At 71.0% G+C, this 18,496-nt stretch carries 16 protein-coding genes and 2 pseudogenes; 7 read left to right on the forward strand and 11 right to left on the reverse strand.

Annotated elements, in window-relative coordinates; translation table 11 throughout:
• The 6 genes and pseudogenes from AQJ91_RS56650 to AQJ91_RS39505 all read right to left on the reverse strand — a co-directional run.
• Window positions 1-383, reverse strand: a pseudogene (locus tag AQJ91_RS56650) (hypothetical protein); the annotation flags it as partial.
• The gene (locus tag AQJ91_RS39490; RefSeq protein WP_067032017.1) at window positions 380-3,223 is read right to left on the reverse strand and encodes a DEAD/DEAH box helicase; all 2,844 of its coding nucleotides are present in this window, start codon (window positions 3,221-3,223) and stop codon (window positions 380-382) included. The gene AQJ91_RS39490 and the pseudogene AQJ91_RS56650, both read right to left, overlap by 4 nt.
• Before the next feature lie 135 nt (window positions 3,224-3,358).
• Complete coding sequence (locus tag AQJ91_RS39495) at window positions 3,359-3,940, reverse strand: sugar kinase (protein WP_067032020.1); 582 nt, start codon at window positions 3,938-3,940, stop codon at window positions 3,359-3,361.
• Window positions 3,937-5,088 carry an ROK family glucokinase gene (locus AQJ91_RS39500; RefSeq protein WP_067032023.1) on the reverse strand — a complete coding sequence of 384 codons (1,152 nt, stop codon included), beginning with the start codon at window positions 5,086-5,088 and terminating at the stop codon, window positions 3,937-3,939. The genes AQJ91_RS39495 and AQJ91_RS39500 overlap by 4 nt, the downstream gene beginning before the upstream one ends.
• 142 nt (window positions 5,089-5,230) lie before the next feature.
• Window positions 5,231-5,371 (reverse strand): annotated as a pseudogene (locus tag AQJ91_RS56655) (ATP-binding cassette domain-containing protein); the annotation flags it as partial.
• Between the two features lie 119 nt (window positions 5,372-5,490).
• Window positions 5,491-6,228, reverse strand: a complete 738-nt coding sequence (locus AQJ91_RS39505; RefSeq protein WP_199848145.1) for a GntR family transcriptional regulator — start codon at window positions 6,226-6,228, stop codon at window positions 5,491-5,493.
• Window positions 6,229-6,357: 129 nt separating this feature from the next.
• On the opposite strand from AQJ91_RS39505, the gene AQJ91_RS39510 reads away from it, so the two are divergent.
• A complete protein-coding gene (locus tag AQJ91_RS39510; protein ID WP_067032030.1) occupies window positions 6,358-7,380 on the forward strand; it encodes a Gfo/Idh/MocA family protein in 1,023 nt (340 codons plus the stop codon).
• Window positions 7,381-7,574: 194 nt separating this feature from the next.
• Here AQJ91_RS39510 and AQJ91_RS39515 read toward each other — a convergent pair whose 3' ends face one another.
• The 4 genes from AQJ91_RS39515 to AQJ91_RS39530 form a co-directional block, all read right to left on the reverse strand.
• Entirely contained in the window at window positions 7,575-8,264 is a 690-nt protein-coding gene (locus AQJ91_RS39515; RefSeq protein WP_067032033.1) for a response regulator transcription factor, read from the reverse strand.
• 61 nt (window positions 8,265-8,325) lie between these two features.
• Window positions 8,326-8,991, reverse strand: coding sequence for an RES family NAD+ phosphorylase (locus AQJ91_RS39520; RefSeq protein WP_067032036.1), 666 nt, complete (start codon window positions 8,989-8,991; stop codon window positions 8,326-8,328).
• 3 nt (window positions 8,992-8,994) lie between these two features.
• The gene (locus AQJ91_RS39525) at window positions 8,995-9,942 is read right to left on the reverse strand and encodes a hypothetical protein (protein ID WP_234383321.1); all 948 of its coding nucleotides are present in this window, start codon (window positions 9,940-9,942) and stop codon (window positions 8,995-8,997) included.
• Between the two features lie 210 nt (window positions 9,943-10,152).
• On the reverse strand, window positions 10,153-11,403 hold the full coding sequence (locus AQJ91_RS39530; protein ID WP_234383322.1) for a histidine kinase: 1,251 nt from the start codon (window positions 11,401-11,403) through the stop codon (window positions 10,153-10,155).
• 180 nt (window positions 11,404-11,583) lie between these two features.
• On the opposite strand from AQJ91_RS39530, the gene AQJ91_RS39535 reads away from it, so the two are divergent.
• The 6 genes from AQJ91_RS39535 to AQJ91_RS39560 all read left to right on the forward strand — a co-directional run bounded on the left by AQJ91_RS39535 (window position 11,584) and on the right by AQJ91_RS39560 (window position 17,858).
• A complete protein-coding gene (locus tag AQJ91_RS39535) occupies window positions 11,584-11,784 on the forward strand; it encodes a hypothetical protein (RefSeq protein WP_067032042.1) in 201 nt (66 codons plus the stop codon).
• Between the two features lie 115 nt (window positions 11,785-11,899).
• The gene (locus AQJ91_RS39540; protein WP_067032046.1) at window positions 11,900-12,295 is read left to right on the forward strand and encodes a guanyl-specific ribonuclease; all 396 of its coding nucleotides are present in this window, start codon (window positions 11,900-11,902) and stop codon (window positions 12,293-12,295) included.
• A gap of 138 nt (window positions 12,296-12,433) precedes the next feature.
• Entirely contained in the window at window positions 12,434-13,300 is an 867-nt protein-coding gene (locus tag AQJ91_RS39545) for a LysR family transcriptional regulator (RefSeq protein WP_067032050.1), read from the forward strand.
• 259 nt (window positions 13,301-13,559) lie between these two features.
• Window positions 13,560-15,920 (forward strand): arylsulfatase, encoded by a 2,361-nt coding sequence (locus AQJ91_RS39550; RefSeq protein ID WP_067032251.1) that lies wholly within the window; start codon window positions 13,560-13,562, stop codon window positions 15,918-15,920.
• A gap of 83 nt (window positions 15,921-16,003) precedes the next feature.
• Entirely contained in the window at window positions 16,004-16,807 is an 804-nt protein-coding gene (locus AQJ91_RS39555; RefSeq protein WP_067032054.1) for a formylglycine-generating enzyme family protein, read from the forward strand.
• Window positions 16,808-16,889: 82 nt separating this feature from the next.
• Window positions 16,890-17,858, forward strand: a complete 969-nt coding sequence (locus AQJ91_RS39560) for an ABC transporter substrate-binding protein (RefSeq protein WP_067032057.1) — start codon at window positions 16,890-16,892, stop codon at window positions 17,856-17,858.
• Here the strand turns inward: AQJ91_RS39560 and AQJ91_RS39565 are convergent.
• Window positions 17,851-18,471, reverse strand: a complete 621-nt coding sequence (locus AQJ91_RS39565) for a dihydrofolate reductase family protein (protein ID WP_067032060.1) — start codon at window positions 18,469-18,471, stop codon at window positions 17,851-17,853. The two genes, AQJ91_RS39560 and AQJ91_RS39565, sit on opposite strands and share 8 nt — an antisense overlap.
• Window positions 18,472-18,496 lie beyond the last annotated feature (25 nt).

Genomic DNA, 18,496 nt, shown 5'->3' on the forward strand with positions numbered 1-18,496 from the left:
AGCCCCGACTCCTCAGCCCCGGACAACTCCCGAGCAGGCAACCCTCCCACAGACGACTCCCAAACCGGCGGTTCACCTCCGGCCGACTCCCGCGCCGGCAACCCGGCCACGGACGGCTCCCGCGGCGACTGCTCATCCCCGGACGCCCCCCGCGCCGACTCCCCGCCCCCGGACTCCCCCGACGCCGATCCCCCGCCCTCAGGCCCCCCGTACGCCATCTCCCGCCGCTCCCGCGCGGCCCGCAGCGCCCGTCGTGCCGCGTCGGCGGGTCGGGCTGTCTCCTCCTGGCTGGTCGATGCGACCGGGGACGGTGCCCGCTCCGGGGAGTTCTCTTCGGTCGCCACCTCGGGCTTCGTGCCCTCTGTGTTCTGCCGCCCCGTCATGACTCCCTCCGCAGCGACACCAGGTCGGACAGCTCACGGTCCGTCAGTTCCGTGAGGGCCGACTCGCCGGAGCCGAGGATCGCGTCGGCCAGGGCTCGCTTGGCCTCCAGCATCTCGGCGATGCGGTCCTCGACCGTGCCCTCGGTGATCAGGCGGTGGACCTGGACGGGCTGGGTCTGGCCGATGCGGTAGGCGCGGTCGGTGGCCTGTTCCTCGACGGCGGGGTTCCACCAGCGGTCGAAGTGGACGACATGGCCCGCGCGGGTGAGGTTCAGGCCAGTGCCGGCGGCCTTGAGGGACAGGACCAGGACCGGGGTCGCGCCGTCCTGGAAGCGGTCCACCATGTGTTCGCGCTCGGGGACGGGTGTGCCGCCGTGGAGCAGTTCCACGGGGATGGCCCGGGCGGCCAGGTGGGAGGTGATCAGGCGGGCCATCCCCACGTACTGGGTGAAGACGAGCGCCGAGCCGTCCTCCGCGAGCACCGTGTCCAGCAGTTCGTCCAGGAGCGTCAGCTTGCCGGAGCGGGCGGCGAGTCGGTCCGGTGCCGCGGCTCCCTCCTTCAGGTACAGCGCGGGGTGGTCACAGATCTGCTTCAGCGCGCCCAGGAGTTTCAGGACCAGGCCCCGGCGGGCGATGCCCTCCGCCGTCTCGATGGCCAGCAGCGACTCCCGCACCACCGCCTCGTACAGCGCGGCCTGTTCGCGGGTGAGCGGCACCGGGTGGTCCGTCTCCGTCTTGGGCGGCAGCTCCGGGACGATGCCGGGGTCGGACTTCTTGCGGCGCAGCAGGAAGGGGCGGACCAGTCGGGCCAGGCGCTGCACTGCCTCGTCGTTTCCATCGGCCCCGCCGTTCTCCACCGCGCGCGCGTGCCGGGCGCGGAAGGACTTCAGGGGGCCGAGGAGCCCGGGTGTCGTCCAGTCGAGCAGCGCCCAGAGTTCGGAGAGGTTGTTCTCGACCGGGGTGCCGGTGAGGGCCACGCGCGCGGGGGTCGGGATCGTGCGCAACGCCTTGGCCGTCGCCGAGTACGGGTTCTTGACGTGCTGTGCCTCGTCCGCGACGACCATCCCCCAGTCCTGCTGAGCCAGTGTCGGCGCCGCCGACCGCATCGTGCCGTACGTCGTGAGCACGAAGCCGCCGTCCAGGTCGGTCAGGGTGCGGTCGGGGCCGTGGAAGCGCCGCACGGGGACGCCGGGGGCGAAGCGGGTGATCTCCCGCTGCCAGTTGCCCAGCAGGGAGGCCGGGCAGACCACCAGCGTCGGCCGGCTGCGCGCCCGCCGCAGGTGCAGCGCGATGACGGTGATCGTCTTGCCGAGCCCCATGTCGTCGGCGAGACAGCCGCCGAGGCCGAGGGAGGTCATGAGGTCCAGCCAGGCCAGACCGCGGAGCTGGTAGTCCCGCAGGGTCGCCCGCAGCCCGGCCGGCGGCTCGGCGGGGGGTACGCCCGCGGTCAGGCGGGCCCGCAGCGTCGCCAGCGCCCCCACCGGCACCGCCTCGACCGTCTCTCCGTCGACCTCCGCCGTGCCGGTGAGGGCGACGGACAGCGCGTCGACCGGGTCGAGCAGGCCCAGTTCGCGCTTGCGGGCCTTGCGGACCAGGGCCGGGTCGACCAGGACCCACTGGTCCCGGAGGCGGACGACAGGGCGGTGAGCCTCGGCCAGCGCGTCCATCTCGGCGTCACTGAGGGGGTCGCCGCCGAGCGCCAACTGCCAGCGGAACTGGAGCAGTTCCTCGCTCTCGAAGAAGCCGGTGCCGTCGGTCGCCGAACCCGGCGCCGGCCGTACGACCGCGGCCGCGCTCAGGTCCTGCGCCAGGTCCCGCGGCCAGTGCACGGCGACCCCGGCCGCCGCGAGCCGGGTCGCCGCCACGCCCAGCAGGTCGCCCAACTCCTCGTCCGACAGGGCCAGTACGTCCGGCACGTCCTGCTCGGCGAGCCGGTCCAGCGGCGCCCACACCCGCGCCGCGCGACGCACCGCGAGGGCCGCGTCCACCCGCGCGCGTGGCCCGAAGGACGCGTCCTCCTCGCCCGCCCACAGGGCCACCGCGTCGACCACCTGGGTGGGGTCTGCGAGGCTGTGCACCTGGACGATCGCCGCGCCCGCGCTGCGCACCCGGCCGCCGCCGGCATCGTCGTCGAAGAGGTTGTACGCCGACAGGTCGAGGCGCAGTGAGATCCGCACCCCCGCGTCCATGCCGGCGGCGACCTCGGCCGCCCAGTCGTGGGCGTCGGGCAGGCGCTGCGGGCGGCGGTCCGCGAAGGGCTTCCCGGAGGTGTACGGCGCGGCCGGGGTGCGGGGCAGGGTGTCCGCGACGGCGTCCAGGAAGGCGCGCATCAGGGCTTCCGGTTCGGGCAGCCGGAGCGGGCCGGGGCCGGGCAGCGGGACGGCATGGCCCTCGTACGGCAGGGCGGCGGCGACCGCCCGCAGGTGCGCGATGTCGTCGGGGTCCAGGGGGCCGGCCCGCCAGGCGTCGTGGCCGGTGGCGGTCAGGCCGGGCAGCAAACGGCCGCGCGCGGCGAGCCGCAGGGCGTGCAGCGCGGCCGCTCCCCAGCAGGCGGTGGCGGGGTGGGCAGCGGGGTCGCGCCGGGCCCGGACGAGGAGCGGGAGGGCCTCGTCGAGCGGGAGCGAGCGCGCGGGGGTGCTCCTGCGGCGGACGCCGGCGCCATGCCGTCGTACAACAGTGAGCTCCGTGTCCTCGGCGGGGAGTGCTCCGCCGTCCGGATCCCAGAAGGCCATCCGTCCGTCGCGCGGGAGGGGCGCGGGCAGGAAGACGGCCGCGAGTCGGACGGGGACGGACTCCCCCGTTCGCTCGGCCACCGCGGCCCTCGCGACCACGTCGCTCATACGTCCTGCCACCTCCCGCCCCACAAGTCGGATCAACCGTCTCCGACTCTACGGGCGGGGTCTGACAATCGGCCCCGGCGACGGCCACGGGCCCGCCGTTCCAAGGAATCCCTGGGCGTCACGCAGCCCGCCGTGTCAGGGAACCGTGCGGGAGACGACGTACACGAACGGGTTCGCCGGGTCGGACAGGTTCACGACGACGTCATGCGTGGGCGCCGGGTTCTCCTGCCCGTGGACGAGGCCGTACCAGGGGCCGGGGCCCGAGAGGTCCCAGCCGGTGACCTTCTGGTCGCGGGCGCTGATGGTGATGTCGCCCTCCTCCAGCGCGTCGCGGCCGACGCCCATGGACTTCAGGAAGACGTCCAGGTTGGCGTCGGGGGTCTGGAACTGGACGTAGAGGCGGCTGGTCCGCCAGTTGTTCGTCTCGTAGTAGGCGACCTTGCCCGACGGGACGGGGATCGGCACCTGGTAGATGCGGCGCTGGACCCGCGACGGCCAGCCCGCGGTGAGGCCGGTCGCCGAGTACTTGGCCTCCTTGTCCTTGCCGCTGTCGCGGCTCTGGTTGGCGGAGATCACCAGGTACCCGGCCGGGACACCGATGAGCAGCACGATGATGATCAGGGTGAGCGCCCGGCGGCGGTTGCGGTGGCGGCGGTCCTCGGCGGGCTGGGCCGGTTCGTCCGGGGCGTCCCCCTGGCGGGGTACGGAACGGGTCACGCCTGCCCCTGCGTCGTCCGGCGGGCCTCCGCGTACCGGGCGTAGCGCTCGTAGCGCTCGACCCGTCGCCGGTTGGCGCGGCGGAAGCGGCGGGCGACCAGCCGGGCGAGGTCGGCGGCGCCGACCATGCCGGCCTCGGGGCCCAGCTGGGCGCGGGCGATCCGGGCCTCGGGGCGGTAGCCGCGGCCGGTGAGCTGGCGCTTGAAGGCGTCGCGCGCAGGGCCGATCAGCAGGTCGTCGGCGGCCGAGACACCGCCGCCGATGACGAAGCAGGACGGGTCGAGGGCGGCCGCCAGATTGGCGATGCCGACGCCGAGCCACTGGCCGATGTCCTGGAGCAGCTCGATGCACATCGCGTCGCCCTCGCGGGCGAGCTCGGTGATCATCGGGCCGGTGATGTCGTCGATCTGGCCCTTGACGTGCTCGATGATCCCGTACGCCACCGGCGAGTCGGCCGCGGCCAGTTCCTTGGCCTCCCGCACCAGCGCGTTGCCGGAGCTGTACTGCTCCCAGCAGCCGCGGTTGCCGCACGGGCAGCGGTGGCCGCCGGGCACGACCTGCATATGGCCGAACTCGCCCGCGACACCGAACTTGCCGCGCTTGACCTGCCCGTCCTCCAGGATCGCGCCGCCGATGCCGGTGCCCAGCGTGATCATGACGAGGTGGTCCTCGCCGCGGCCGGCACCGAAGCGCCACTCGGCCCAGGCGGCGGCGTTGGCGTCGTTGTCGACCAGCACGGGGACGGCGAGCCGGGCGGAGATCCGGTCCCGGAGGGGCTCGTTGCGCCACGACAGGTGGGGCGCGAACAGGACGCGGTTGCGGTCGGCGTCGACCCAGCCGGCCGCGCCGATGCCCACGGCGTGCACGTCGTGCCGGTCGGACAGGTCCAGGACCAGCTCGACGATGGTGTCCTCGACGACCTTCGGGCTCTTGGACTTGTCCGGGGTCTCCGTGCGGAGCTTCTCCAGGATGTTGCCGTCGGCGTCGACGACGCCCGCCATCACCTTGGTGCCGCCGATGTCGATGCCGACGGTCGGCACGCGGGGGGCGGTCAGGTGTGAGCGGCGCTCCCGGGTGCCGACGGTGCGGAGCGCTGGCGCGCGGCGGGAGCCGATGGGGGCGGCGGTGAAGTCGCGGTAGGTGCTCATCGGGGCCGATTCTGCCTCACCGTGGGGATGGGCGCTGTGCGGGGTTACAGAGGAGTGGTGCTGTTGTTTGCCGGGTGCGGGTGCGTGTGGTTGCTCGCGCCCACGCGGCGGAGCCGCACATCGACACAGCTCCGCGCCCCTGACCAGCCTGCAGTTCATGGCGTAGATCGTCCAGGTCCGTTCCGCCCGCCGGCTGGCGCGTCAGCTCGTCCGGAGTGATCTCGTCACGCCCGAAACCACCGACCATCGTGCCTCTCCTCAGCAGTACGAAGCGGTGGGAGACCGTGGCGATGCCGCGGTCCAGGGCCTCGCGTGGGGAGGACACCGTCGTCGCATTGTCCAGACATTGCGACGAATCCGGCGGGTCCGTCGGGGGCCGTCAGAGTCGTACGCCGGGCGCCGTCACGGCCGTACGAGCAGCTGGAACTCGAAGGAGTAGCGGGACGGCCGGTAGGTGTGGGTGCCGAACTCGACGGCGCGGCCCGTGTCGTCGAAGGTGACGCGCTGCATGGTGAGCAGCGGGGCTCCCTCCTCCTCGGCGAGGCGCTCGGCCTCGTCGGCGGTGGCGCCGCGCGCGCCGATGGTCTGGCGGGCGCTGTGCAGGGTGATCCCGCCGGCGCGCATCAGCCGGTACAGGCCGGTGGCCTCCAGCTGTGCGGTGTCCAGGTCGATCAGACCGGGCGGCAGGAAGTTGCACAGGTACGCCATCGGCTCGCCGTGCGCGAGGCGCAGCCGCTCGATGCGGTGGACGTCGCTGTCCTCGGCCACGTTGAGGGCGGCCGCGACCTCGGCGGAGGCCGGGACGACGGTGTTGACGAGCACCTTGGTCGCCGGGCGCTGGCCGGCCGACTCCAGGTCGTCGTAGAGGCTGCTGAGCTCCAGGGGGCGCTTGACCTGGCTGTGCACGACCTGCGTACCGACGCCGCGCCGGCGCACCAGCAGGCCCTTGTCGACGAGCGACTGGATGGCCTGGCGGACGGTGGGGCGGGACAGGCCGAGGCGGGCGGCGAGCTCGATCTCGTTGCCCAGCAGGCTGCCCGGGGTGAGCGCTCCGTGCTCGATCGCGGCCTCGAGCTGCTGCGACAGCTGGAAGTACAGGGGCACCGGACTGCTCCGGTCCACGCTGAGCTCGAGTTCCACAGTCGGGTCCACTCCTGGTTTCGGCACGGGCCGAGCGTAGCTCCGTGAGGTGTTGACGGGAAGTTGTGTAGTTCGGTTGTCAGGACATATGCATTGACAGGGTACGCACTGAACCCCCACTTTGTTTTTATGCGCATCGGGGTCATCGGTACGGGCCGTATCGGCACCATTCATGCGAGGACGCTGAGCCGTCATCGCGACGTCGGCTCCCTGATCCTCACGGACGTAGACCCGGCACGGGCCCAGGAACTGGCACACCGGCTGGGTGAGACGGCGGCGCCGGGAGTGGACGAGATCTTCAAGTGGGGCGTGGACGCCGTGGTGATCACCACGGCTACGGCGGCCCACGCCGAACTGATCGGTCGGGCAGCACGGTCGGGGCTGCCGGTGTTCTGTGAGAAGCCCATCGCGCTCGACCTGCCCGGCACGCTGCATGCGATCACCGAGGTGGAGACGGCCGGGACGATTCTGCAGATGGGGTTCCAGCGGCGCTTCGACGCGGGCTACGCGGGGGCGCGAGAGGCGGTGCGGTCCGGGCGGCTCGGGCGGTTGCACACCGTACGGGCGCTGACCAGCGACCAGGCGCCGCCGCCGGCCGCGTGGCTGCCGGTGTCCGGCGGACTGTACCGGGACACGCTGATCCATGATTTCGACGTGCTGCGGTGGGTGACCGGGCACGAGGTCGTCGACGTGTACGCGGCCGGGTCCGACGCCGGGCCCTCGATGTTCCGCGAGGCCGGCGACGTCGATACGGCGGCCGTGGTGCTCACACTCGACGACGGCACCCTGGCGACGGCTACGGCGACGCGGCTGAACGGTGCGGGGTACGACGTGCGGATGGAGCTCGCCGGGGAGCGGGACCAGATCGTGGTCGGGTTGGACGACCGTACGCCGATCGCGTCCACGGAGCCGACGGGGCCGCCGGCGGCGGGCAAGCCGTGGGCCGGGTTCCTGGAACGGTTCGGGCCCGCCTACGAGGCTGAGCTGAACGCGTTTGTCGAGGTGCTGCACGGGGAGCGGGCCAATCCTTGCGATGGGCGTGAGGCTCTGCAGGCGTTGCGGATCGCGGAGGCCTGTGAGGTGTCCTGGCGGGAGCGAAGACCTGTGCGGCTTGGGGAGATCGCCGGAGGTGGCGCGACGTCGGCCATGTGAGAAGGCCTGTTTCCCCCCGGCCGCCGGGGGTTCCGCCCCTGGACACGCTGCTAGTGCCCCAGCAGGCAACGTTCGCCCGTTAAGGAGCGGCGTCCGGTGCGTGCTCTCGGCGTGCCGTGCGAGGGCTTTCGTCCGGCGCGCCGAGAGCACGCACCGGACACCGCGGGCACCGCACAGGACTTTCGAAACACCCCCTAGTGCCCGTCCTCCTCCGCTCGCCTCTCTCCCTCCAGCAGTCCCGCGTCGTACGCCAACAGGGCGATCTGTACCCGGTTGTTGAGGTCGAGCTTGGCCAGGATGCGGGAGACGTGGGTCTTGACGGTGGCGACGCTCATGAAGAGCTGCGCGGCGATCTCGGCGTTGGACAGGCCCCGGCCGACCGCGACGGCGACCTCGCGTTCGCGGTCGTTGAGGGCGGCGATCCGGTCACGCGCGCGTGCGTGCCCGGTGTCGGCGGCGGTTCCTGCCGCGTGTTCCATGAGCTGCCGGGTCACGGTGGGCGACAGGACCGGGTCGCCGGCCGCGACCCGGCGTACGGCGTCGACGATCTCGGCGGGCGGGGTGTCCTTGAGGACGAACCCGGCGGCGCCCGCGCGCAGGGCGCGCAGCACCTGTTCGTCGGCGTGGAAGGTGGTCAGGACCACGACCTGGGGGGCGTCCTCGCGGCCGCGCAGCCGCTCGGTGGCCGTGAGGCCGTCCACCGACGGCATCCGGATGTCCATGAGGACGACGTCCGGGCGGGTCCGCTCGACGAGCGCCTCGACCTCGGCTCCGTCGGCGGCCTCGCCGACGATCTCGATGTCGCCCGCCCCGCCCATCATCAAGGACAGGCCGGCTCTGACCAGCGGGTCGTCGTCGACGAGGAGCAGTCTGATCGCAGTCATGGGCCTTACGTAATCACGGTTGCGGGAGGTGAGTTGCGCAGGCGCCGAAGCCGGCCGGCGCTCACCGCGGCACGGCCGGTGCGGTGCGCGTCCGGTACGGCGCGAGGATGCCGTTGAGCCGGCGTTCGCCGTCCTGGGTGCCGAAGTCGACGGGGTCGGCGCCGGTGGGTTCGAGCGGCGGCGGATCGCCCCGGTCGTCGAAGAGGATCGCCATCCGGTCGGCGGGCTCGTGCTTCGACGGCCAGACGAAGCCCTGCGCCCAGGGCTTGGTCTGGCGGCGGATCCAGTGGCCCCAGTCGCGGGTCCGCGGACGGTCGGCGCCCTCGGTGCGCACCAGCCACGAGTCCTGCGCCACCGCCGCGAGATCCGCGCCGGACATGAGCGACACGACCTCGATGTCGGCGGCCAGCCGCAGGAAGGACAGACTGCGCCCCTCGAACGCGACGCGCGGCAGCAGCCGCTCGGTGCCGTCGCCCTCGAACACCAGGGAACGCAGCAGCACTTCGGACACCGCGGCGCCGACGCCGAATCCGACGCAGAGATAGCCGTAGGGGTCGTAGGGGGTGCTGTCGAAGCGGCCGCCGTAGGAGAAGGCGTGCGAGGGGCGGGTGTGGTACGCAGTCGGGGCGCGGTGCGTGGAGTGCACCCGGTAGACGGGGGTGCCCGCGCGCAGGGTGGCCCGGATGGGTTCGTCCGGCGGGGCGTCGGGGGGCGGGTACCTGCCCATCGGCTACCACTCCCCTTCGGTGGCGGCCAAGGCCCGTGCGGCGCCCAGCAGTTCGATGTCGCGGCCGCGGCCGAGCAGTCCGGCCGGGGTGCCGTCCCACCAGGTGGTGCGGGACAGCCACCAGTCGGCGGCGCCCCACGGGTCGGTACCCGCGTGCAGTACGGAGTTGACGTCCAGGACGATCTCCCAGGGCATGCTGCCGGCCTCGAACTGGAAGGACGGCAGCCGCCGGCGCCCGCCGTCGTCCGACAGCACGATCAGCCGCCGGTCCGTGGCTCCCTCCATCCACTCCAACGACGGTTCCCGGAGCAGGCGCTGGCGGATCGGGCCCAGGACGGGGCCGACCATGGGGTTGTTGTCGAGGACCAGCAGGCACAGGTCCGCGGCGCCGTACCCCTCGTACCGGCTGCCCGTCGTGGGTGCGCCCGCGTGCCGTGTCCCGGCGTGCCGGCGCAGCCGCTCGCCCTCCTCAGCCGGGAGCGCCTCCAGTACGGTCCGTGCCGCCCGCTCGGCGGCCCGTTCCTGCTGGACGCCGTTGTCCCGCAGCTCGGCGAGGTGTCTGCCGAGCGCCTGCCGGGCGCCGGGGGCGAGCAGCCGGGACAGTCTGCTCCAGTCGGCCGCGAACGCGGCGAGCACCATGTAGGGGTTCACCCGCACCTGTGCCCTTTCTCTTCTCCGTCGGGTAACTCTGCTCTTGGGTGGGGCCCGGTGGGCACAACGGTGCGACGCGGAGATGCCGAGACCGAGGACTTGAAACACCTCGGGCCGGGCGAGGTGGCTGTTGCGCAGGCCGGGCGCCAGAGCTCGCGGGTACCCGGGCGCCGCCCGCAGCAGGTTCTCCACCTCGACGGGCCAGGCATCGGTCAGGGCCCCGGAGTGTGGAGCGCCCGCCCGCCTCAGCAGCGGAAGGTGGAGGTCGCGGATCCGGACCAGGCCCGCCACCCGCACCATCTGCACCTCCCGGAGGACCGACGCGACGTCGAACTGCGGAGCACCAGGGGACGTCCACCCACACGCGTGCGCCCGCCTCACCGGCCACCAAGGCGGCGTGCCGGACCTGCCCACGCTATCCCCTGCGGAGGCCCCGGAGGGGGCGGTGCGGAATTCGGGGCCACCTCAATCGGGCCGCCCACAAGCCACTTCACCCCCGCGCGGACCGTCTCACGCCCAGCGCAGCCAGGCCCGCACCTCGAACCCCCCGTCCGCCGCGGACCCGTGCGTCAGCCGGCCGCCCGCCAGCGTCGCCCGCTCCGCCAGCCCGATCAGGCCCTGTCCGGAGCCGGGGACGTGCGGGACCTCGCCGTCGGGCGCGGGATTCCGTACGGACATGGCGAGGCCCTCCCCCGGCGCACCTGTCACGGTCACCGTGACCTCCGTGCCGGGCGCGTGCTTGCGGGCGTTGGTCAGGCCCTCCTGGGCGATGCGGTAGGCGGTGCGGCCGACGGAGGCGGGCACGGCGGCGGGGTCGGTGACGCGGTTGTCGAGGGTGACCTTCATGCCGGCCTCGCGGGACTCGGCGACCAGCGTGTCCAGCGCGCCGAGCGTCGGCTGGGGGCGCCCGGCGTCGTCGGGGTCGCCCGCCCGCAGTACGCCGATGATCTCCCGCAGGTCCTGCAGCGCCTCGTGGGCGCTCTCCCTGATGACGCCCGCCGCCCGGGCGACCTCCTCGCGGGGTGCGTCGGGCCGGAACTCCAGCGCGCCCGCGTGCACGCTCAGCAGGGTGAGCCGGTGCGCGAGCACGTCGTGCATCTCCCTGGCGATGGCCTCGCGCGCCAGCCGCTGCGCCTGTTCGGCCCGCAGCCCTGCCTCCGTCTCGGCGCGCCGGGCGCGGTCGCGCAGGCTCAGCATGAGCTGCCGTTTGGAGCGGACGAACATGCCCCAGCCGACCAGCGCGGCCGTCAGCAGCGCGGCGGCGAACACCGCCCAGCCGTACGGCACTTCGGGGTCGGGACGGAACCAGAAGAAGAGCGGCGTCAGCGCCACGGACGCGCCGCCCACCCAGGCCGCGTACCGGTACGGCCGGTGCACGGCGAGCGTGAACAGGGCGACGAGGCCCGCGCCGCCCGCGGTGTTCGACACGAAGCAGACCGGGACCATCGCCACCGCGAGCCCGAGCGGCCAGCGGCGCCGCAGCCAGACCGCGGCGCAGGCGAGCACGCCCAGCAACTGGTCGGCGATGCCGTAGCCCCGCGGGAGGTTCTCGGCATCCAGCGTGTCCGCGGCCAGCAGACCGACGAACACGGCCAGCAGGAAGCAGGAGAAGTCGACCACCCAGTCGCGCGCGGTGCGCCGGGGCCGTCCGGAGCGTCCTGCGGCGGCGTCGGGGTCGAGTTCCTTCACCAGGGCGGAGGGCAGCAGCCAGCGCCGCCCCACGAACGCCTGGGGGACCGGCTCCGGCATGTCACCACTCACGGTTGACGAATCTATGCGGTGCGAGCCCGTGACACCCCTCCGCGGCCGTGATCGTCGACGAAAGTCGCGTCATCGGAGACTTTCGGCGCTGCGGGCCCAGGCGGACCGCAGTCTTCCGTCGGACATGGCCGGCCCGGCGGCCGATGTGTGCAGGGGATCCGCGGGGCGAGAGTCATCCTCATGAAGCAGTTGCTGGAGATCCTGGGATTCATCGCCCTGGTGCAGGGCGGCGCCGGGCTGTTGCACGAGTTCACCGACTGGGACTGGGGCCTTGTCCAACGCCTCGGCTTCCTCGACGGCTACGAGATCTACGCGAGCGTCGCACTGCTCGTGCTGGCGTTCGCGCTGTTCGCCGCCGCCGAGAGCCAGAAGTCCAGGTGAGGACCGCATGGAGACGCCGCGCGCCAGGTTAACTTCCCGAAAACCCATCGGACTTGACGGGAAAATCCTGAGTTGTCATTGACATGCCACTGTCTACGCGCGTCATCATGAGGGCATGAGATTCCCCCCACGCGCCACCCGGATCGGCGCCGCAGCCGCTCTTCTGTCCGCTCTCCTCGTGGGCGGCACCGTCGCCGCCACACCCGCGGGCGCCGCTGCGACCGCCGTCGGTGACATCTGCTACAGCGCCCTGCCCTCCCAGGCCCACGACACGCTCGACCTGATCGAACAGGGCGGGCCCTACCCCTACACGCAGGACGGGACCGTCTTCCAGAACCGGGAAGGCATCCTGCCCAGCCAGTCCTCCGGCTACTACCACGAGTACACCGTGATCACGCCGGGCTCCTCCACGCGCGGTGCGCGCCGCATCGTGACCGGCGAGGAGAATCGGGAGGACTACTACACCGCCGACCACTACGCCTCGTTCGACCTGGTCGACCACAGCTGCTGAGTCCCCCACCTCCGCCGCAACCAGTCCCGAACCCCTTGCCCCGCGTACCCCCCACAGCACCACCGGACGCGGGGCGAGGCCGTTCCTCCGTGGTACAACCCTCCGGGTGACAATGTCGCCCGGAGGGTTGGAGATCTGATGGAGCGACGTCAGCTGGAGTATTTCATCGCCGTGGTCGAGCACGGCGGTTTCACGGCTGCGGCCATTGCGCTCCATGTCGCACAGCCTTCCCTTTCGCATTCGATCCGGACGCTGGAGAGGGAATTGGGCGGAGCCCTTTTTCACCGGCTCCCGCACGGCGTTGTCCTCACCGCGGCGGGTGAGTCATTGGTGCGGCCCGCACAACAGGTTCTGCGTGACCTTTCCACGGCGAGTTCCTCGGTCCGTGAAGTCCTGGGGATCGGCGGCGGGCGACTCGACATCGTGTCGCAGACGACCCTTTCGGTAGACCCACTGGCCGACATGCTGGGCCGCTTCCACCGCGCACATCCGAAGGTCGCGGTGCGCGTGGTCGACCCGGAGCGGGGATCCGCGGTCGTCACCATGGTCGGGTCCGGCCAGTGCGAACTCGGCCTGGTGGACGCCTCGGTGCCCACGACGGATCTCCGCGGCATCGACCTGCCGGAGCACGAGATGCACGTCGTGGTGCCCCAGGACCACCCACACCCGGCAGGCAGCACCATCACCGCGCGCGAACTGGCCCAGCTGGACCTGATCGTGACACCGCCGGGCACTGAGACCCGGGCGGCGGTGGACGACCTGTTCACCGCACTGGGCGTCCCGCCCCGGATCGTGGTGGAGACCGCGCACCGCGCGATGATCGTCCCGCTGATCCTGTCCGGTGTCGGAGCGTCACTGCTCCCCACCTCGATGGCGTCGGACGCCGCACTCCGCGGGGCCCGCATGCTGTCCACGCGCCCGCGGCTGCTGCGCCACGGCCGGCTGGTCTGGCGATCCGGCCCGCTGTCCCCCGCCGCCCAGGCGTTCGTCGACCTGACCCTATAGAAGTTTTCTATGGGCCTCATTCAAAACAGGTCCGGGATGATTTCGGCCGTCTTATTGACCGGATCGATGGCGGGTGCCATTTTTACTGCACCGCAGACCCGGATCTCAGGTTTCCCGCCGTTTCGCCCACCTGCCTGTTACCGGCCAGGAATTCCATCAGGATAAGAGCGCGTAACATTCTGATGTCAGGCGCCGCCGAATGCTGTGCGTCGCGTGGGCGGAGGAATAAGCGTTGTCGCCGCCCATGAGGGAGAAGCACATGACTGAGTTCGACGCCGGACGGCACATACTGCCCCGGCCGGACACGCGTCGGCCCTTGACGACCGCGATGGACGTCCACGACCAGGAGACCGCATTCACCCCCATCGGTCCGGTCCCTCCACCGCAGGGCGCGCCGAACGTGGTGATCGTGCTGGTCGACGACCTCGGGTTCGGCACCTCCAGCTCGTTCGGCGGGCCGTGCGAGATGCCGACCGCGGAACGACTCGCCGACGACGGGCTGCGCTACACCCGCTTCCATGTGACGGCACTGTGCTCGCCGACCCGGCAGGCCCTGCTGACCGGACGCAACCACCACTCGGTCGGCATGGGCGGCACCACCGAGATGACCACCGCGGCCCCCGGGTACAACGGGTTCCGGCCCCGAAGCGCGGCGACCATGGCCCAGATCCTGCAGAAGAACGGCTACAGCACCGCGGCCTTCGGCAAGTGGCACCAGACCCCGCCACGGGAGATCAGCGCGGTCGGGCCGTTCGACCGCTGGCCGACCGGGGAGGGGTTCGACACCTTCTACGGGTTCATGGGCGCCGAGATGAACCACTGGTACCCGTTGCTGTACCAGGGCACCACCCCGGTCGAGCCGGATCGCCGGCCCGAGGACGGGTACCACCTCTCCGAGGACCTCGTCGACCACGCCATCGACTGGGTACGCACGCAGCGCACGCTGACCCCGGGCCGGCCGTTCTTCACCTACCTCGCACTCGGTGCCGCGCACGCTCCCCTGCACGTCGGCCCGGAATGGCAGGAGAAGTACCGCGGACGCTTCGACCACGGCTGGGATCGTCAGCGCGAACTGACCCTGCGGCTCCAGAAGGAACTCGGTGTCGTGCCCGAGGACACAGAGCTCGCGAGCTGGGCCGAAGGCGTTCCGCACTGGGACGAGCTCACCGACAACCAGCGCCGGCTGGCGGCCAGGTTCATGGAGACGTTCGCCGGGTTCACCGAACACGCCGACGTACAGGTCGGCAGGTTCGTCGAAGCGCTGGAGGAACTCGGCGAGCTGGACAACACGCTCTTCCTCTACATCCTCGGTGACAACGGCGCCTCGGGCGAAGGCGGCATCGAGGGGACGATCGTCGAGCACCGGCTCGGTCACGGCGTGGTGGACGACCCGGACGAGATGATCGACCACCTCGACGAGATCGGCGGCCCGCACAGCTATCCCATCGCCCCGGCGGGATGGGCGCTGGCGCTGAACACTCCCTACCAGTGGACCAAGCAGGTGGCCTCACACTTCGGCGGCACCCGGGACGGCATGATCCTGCACTGGCCGCGCGGGGTGCCCGAGCGCGGGGGGCTTCGTCACCAGTTCTCCCATGTGATCGATGTGCTGCCGACGATCCTGGACTGCGTCGGGATCCCGGCGCCGTTCAGCGTCGACGGGGTGCCACAGCAGCCCCTCGAAGGGACGAGCATGTCGCAGACGCTCGCCGATCCCGACGCGCCCGAGTTCCATCAGACGCAGTACTTCGAGATGTGCGGCAACCGGGGTATCTACCACCGGGGTTGGATGGCGGTCACCCGGCACGGCATCCCCTGGGAGATGGTGCCGACACACGGCCGGAGGTTCGCCGACGACGTCTGGGAACTCTACGACCTGCACCACGACTGGAGCCAGGCGCACGACATCGCCGCCGAACACCCCGAGAAGCTGCGCCAGTTGCAGGACCTGTTCCTGATCGAGGCGGCGAAGTACCAGGTCTTCCCCCTGGACGACCGGGTCACCGAGCGGGAGAACCCCGCCGTGGCCGGCCGCATCGACCTGCTCGGCGACCGGACGTCCGTGACCTACCGCGGCGGAATGCGGCGGTTCACCGAGGAGACCACACCCAACGTCAAGAACCGCTCACACAGCATCACCGCGGACATCGACGTACCGGAAACAGCGGCCGAAGGCGTGCTCATCGCACAGGGCGGCCGATTCGGCGGCTGGTCCCTGTACTTCACCGGGGGAAAGCCGGCCTACGCCTACAACTACTTCGGGATGAGCCTGTACACCGTGCGCGGCGGGAAGCCCGTGGCGCCGGGACGGCATGAGGTCCGGCTCGAATTCGACTACGACGGCGGAGGACTCGGCAAGGGGGGGACTGCCGTGCTCCTGGTCGACGGTGAGAAGTACGCGACCGGACAGGTCCCGCGGACCATCCCGTACTACTTCTCCTTCGACGAGACGCTGAATGTCGGAGTGGACCTGAGCACGCCGGTGACCGACGACTATCCCGTCATCGACAACGAGTTCACCGGGACCGTTTATTCGGTCCGTATCGACCTGAACGGCGAGAGCACCCACTCCACCGAATTCGACGGCGGACTGCACCGGCGCGTGATGGGGGCCCAGTGAACTGCTGTGCGCCGTCCGGCGGCCAGGCGGCGGACCGGCAACCGTCCCAAGGGGTCGCTGCCGGGGAGGCGACAACCGAGGACATGGTGGCCGTTCCTGCCGGCGCATTCCTCATGGGCAGTGAGGACGCACTCGCCTACCCCGGCGACGGGGAGGGGCCGGTGCGGACCGTGCACGTCGACGCGTTCTGGATCGATGCCCGCACGGTGTCGAACGCACAGTTCAGCCGCTTCGTCACCGAGACCGGGTACCGCACCTCGGCCGAGCACATCGGCTGGTCGTTCGTCTTCGCCGGTCTGCTCCCGGACGACTTCCCGCCGACCCGGGGGGTGGTGGGCGCACCGTGGTGGCGCCAGGTCGAGGGTGCTGACTGGCGTCATCCGGACGGACCGCAATCCACGCTGGAAGGCCGGGCGGACCATCCGGCCGTGCACATCGACTGGCACGACGCCCGCGCCTACTGCTCCTGGGCAGGTAAACGTCTGCCCACCGAAGCGGAATGGGAACACGCGGCACGAGGAGGTCTGCACGGAAAGGTGTTCCCCTGGGGCGACGAGCTCGAACCGGGCGGTCGCCCCCGGATGAACGTGTGGCAGGGCGAATTCCCGCACCGGAACACGAAAGCCGACGGCTGGTACGGCACCTGCCCGGTGAACGCTTTCGAACCCAACGGTTTTGGTCTGTACAACACCACCGGCAACGTCTGGGAGTGGTGCGCGGATCGATTCTCACCCTCATCTGACGGGCAGCAGCGCGTCGCCAAGGGCGGCTCCTACCTGTGCCACGCGTCCTACTGCCGCCGCTACCGGGTTGCCGCGAGGCAAGGTCTCACCCCGGATTCGGCGACGGGGAACGTGGGATTCCGGTGCGCTCTGGACATGGCTTGATCCCCAGGCAGAAGTGAAAACCCGGCGGGCCCGCACTCGCACTCAGGCAACAGCGCAAAACCAGGTGTAAGGAGCTCGGACCATGACAGTGCAAACAGGACAGTGGCGAACCGGCGCGGCCGGTATGGCCGTCCTCGGCCTCACCCTCACCGCCTGCGGCGGGGCGAAGGTCGGTGGCGACTCCGCCGACGCGGGCAGCTCGGGCAAGTGCGGCACCTTCAACCTCGCGGTCAACCCCTGGGTGGGCTACGAGGCGGACGCGGCGGTCGTCGCGTATGTCGCGGAGCACGAACTCGGCTGCACAGTGGAGGAGAAGGACCTCAAGGCCGAGATTTCCTGGCAGGGCTTCGACACCGGCGAGGTCGACGCCATCCTGGAGAACTGGGGTCACGAAGATCTCAAGAAGAAGTACATCACCCAGCAGAAATCCGCCGTCAACCTCGGCCAGACCGGCAACAAAGGCATCATCGGCTGGTACATACCGCCGTGGCTGGCGAAGGCGCACCCCGACATCACGAACTGGAAGAACCTGAACAAGTACGCGTCGAACTTCAAGACCTCGGAGTCGGGCAGCAAGGGTCAGTTCCTGGACGGCGATCCGTCGTACCAGACGAACGACGAGGCGCTGATGAAGAACCTGAAGCTGGACTTCAAGGTGGTGTACGCGGGCAGCGAGACCGCCCTCATCCAGGCCTTCCGCAGCGCCGAGAAGAACAAGGAATGGGTGATCGGCTACTTCTACGAGCCACAGTGGTTCTTCGCGGAAGTACCACTGGTCAAGGTCGAACTGCCCAAGTACACCGAGGGCTGTAACGCCGATGCGGCGAAGGTGGCCTGCGACTATCCCGCATTCAGCCTCGACAAGATTGTCAGCACGAAGTTCGCGGAGTCCGGCAGCCCGGCCTACGACCTGGTGAAGAACTTCAACTGGACCAACGACGACCAGAACGTCGTGGCGAAGTACATCGCCGTGGACAAGATGTCGCCCGAGGCGGCGGCGAAGAAGTGGGTCGAGGCGAACCCCGACAAGGTCGGCGCCTGGCTCAGGTAGGGAGTTCGTACGAGCCGTATTCCGGGCGTCCTGCCAGGTCGTACGACTGGATGGAGACGCCGGCGGCGGTGACGCGTCCGCCGGTGTGCCGGAAGGCCGTCGGCAGCGTGCCCTCCGTGAACAGGCGGTGGCCGGCGCCGAGCACGACCGGGAAGGTCAGCAGGTGGACGGTGTCGACGAGGTCGAGGTCCAGTAGGGAGCGGACCAGGGCGCCGCTGCCGTGGAGCTGGAGCTCGCCGTCGGTGCGTTCCTTGAGGGCGGCGACCTCCTTGCCCAGGTCGCCGCCGAGCACGGTGGTGCCGGCCCAGGTGGGGGCGGTGAGGGTGGCGGAGGGGACGTACTTCGGCAGGGCGTTGAGCTTGCTTGCGACCGGGTCGGCGGGATCGGTGACCCTCGGCCAGTGGGCGGCGAAGATGTCGTACGTCCGGCGGCCCAGGAGGAACGCGCCGACGTTGCCGAAGACCTCGGTGATGAACCGTCCGAAGTCCTCGTCGCCGTACGGAACGCTCCAGCCGCCCTGCTCGAAGCCGTCCCTGCGGTCCTCCCTGGGGCCTCCGGGGGCCTGGTAGACGCCGTCGAGGGTGACGAAGATGGTGGAGACGAGGTTGCCCATGGCGGGTGCTGCCTTCTCTCTGCGG

This window comes from Streptomyces dysideae, from assembly GCF_001514305.1.
Taxonomy (GTDB): domain Bacteria; phylum Actinomycetota; class Actinomycetes; order Streptomycetales; family Streptomycetaceae; genus Streptomyces; species Streptomyces dysideae.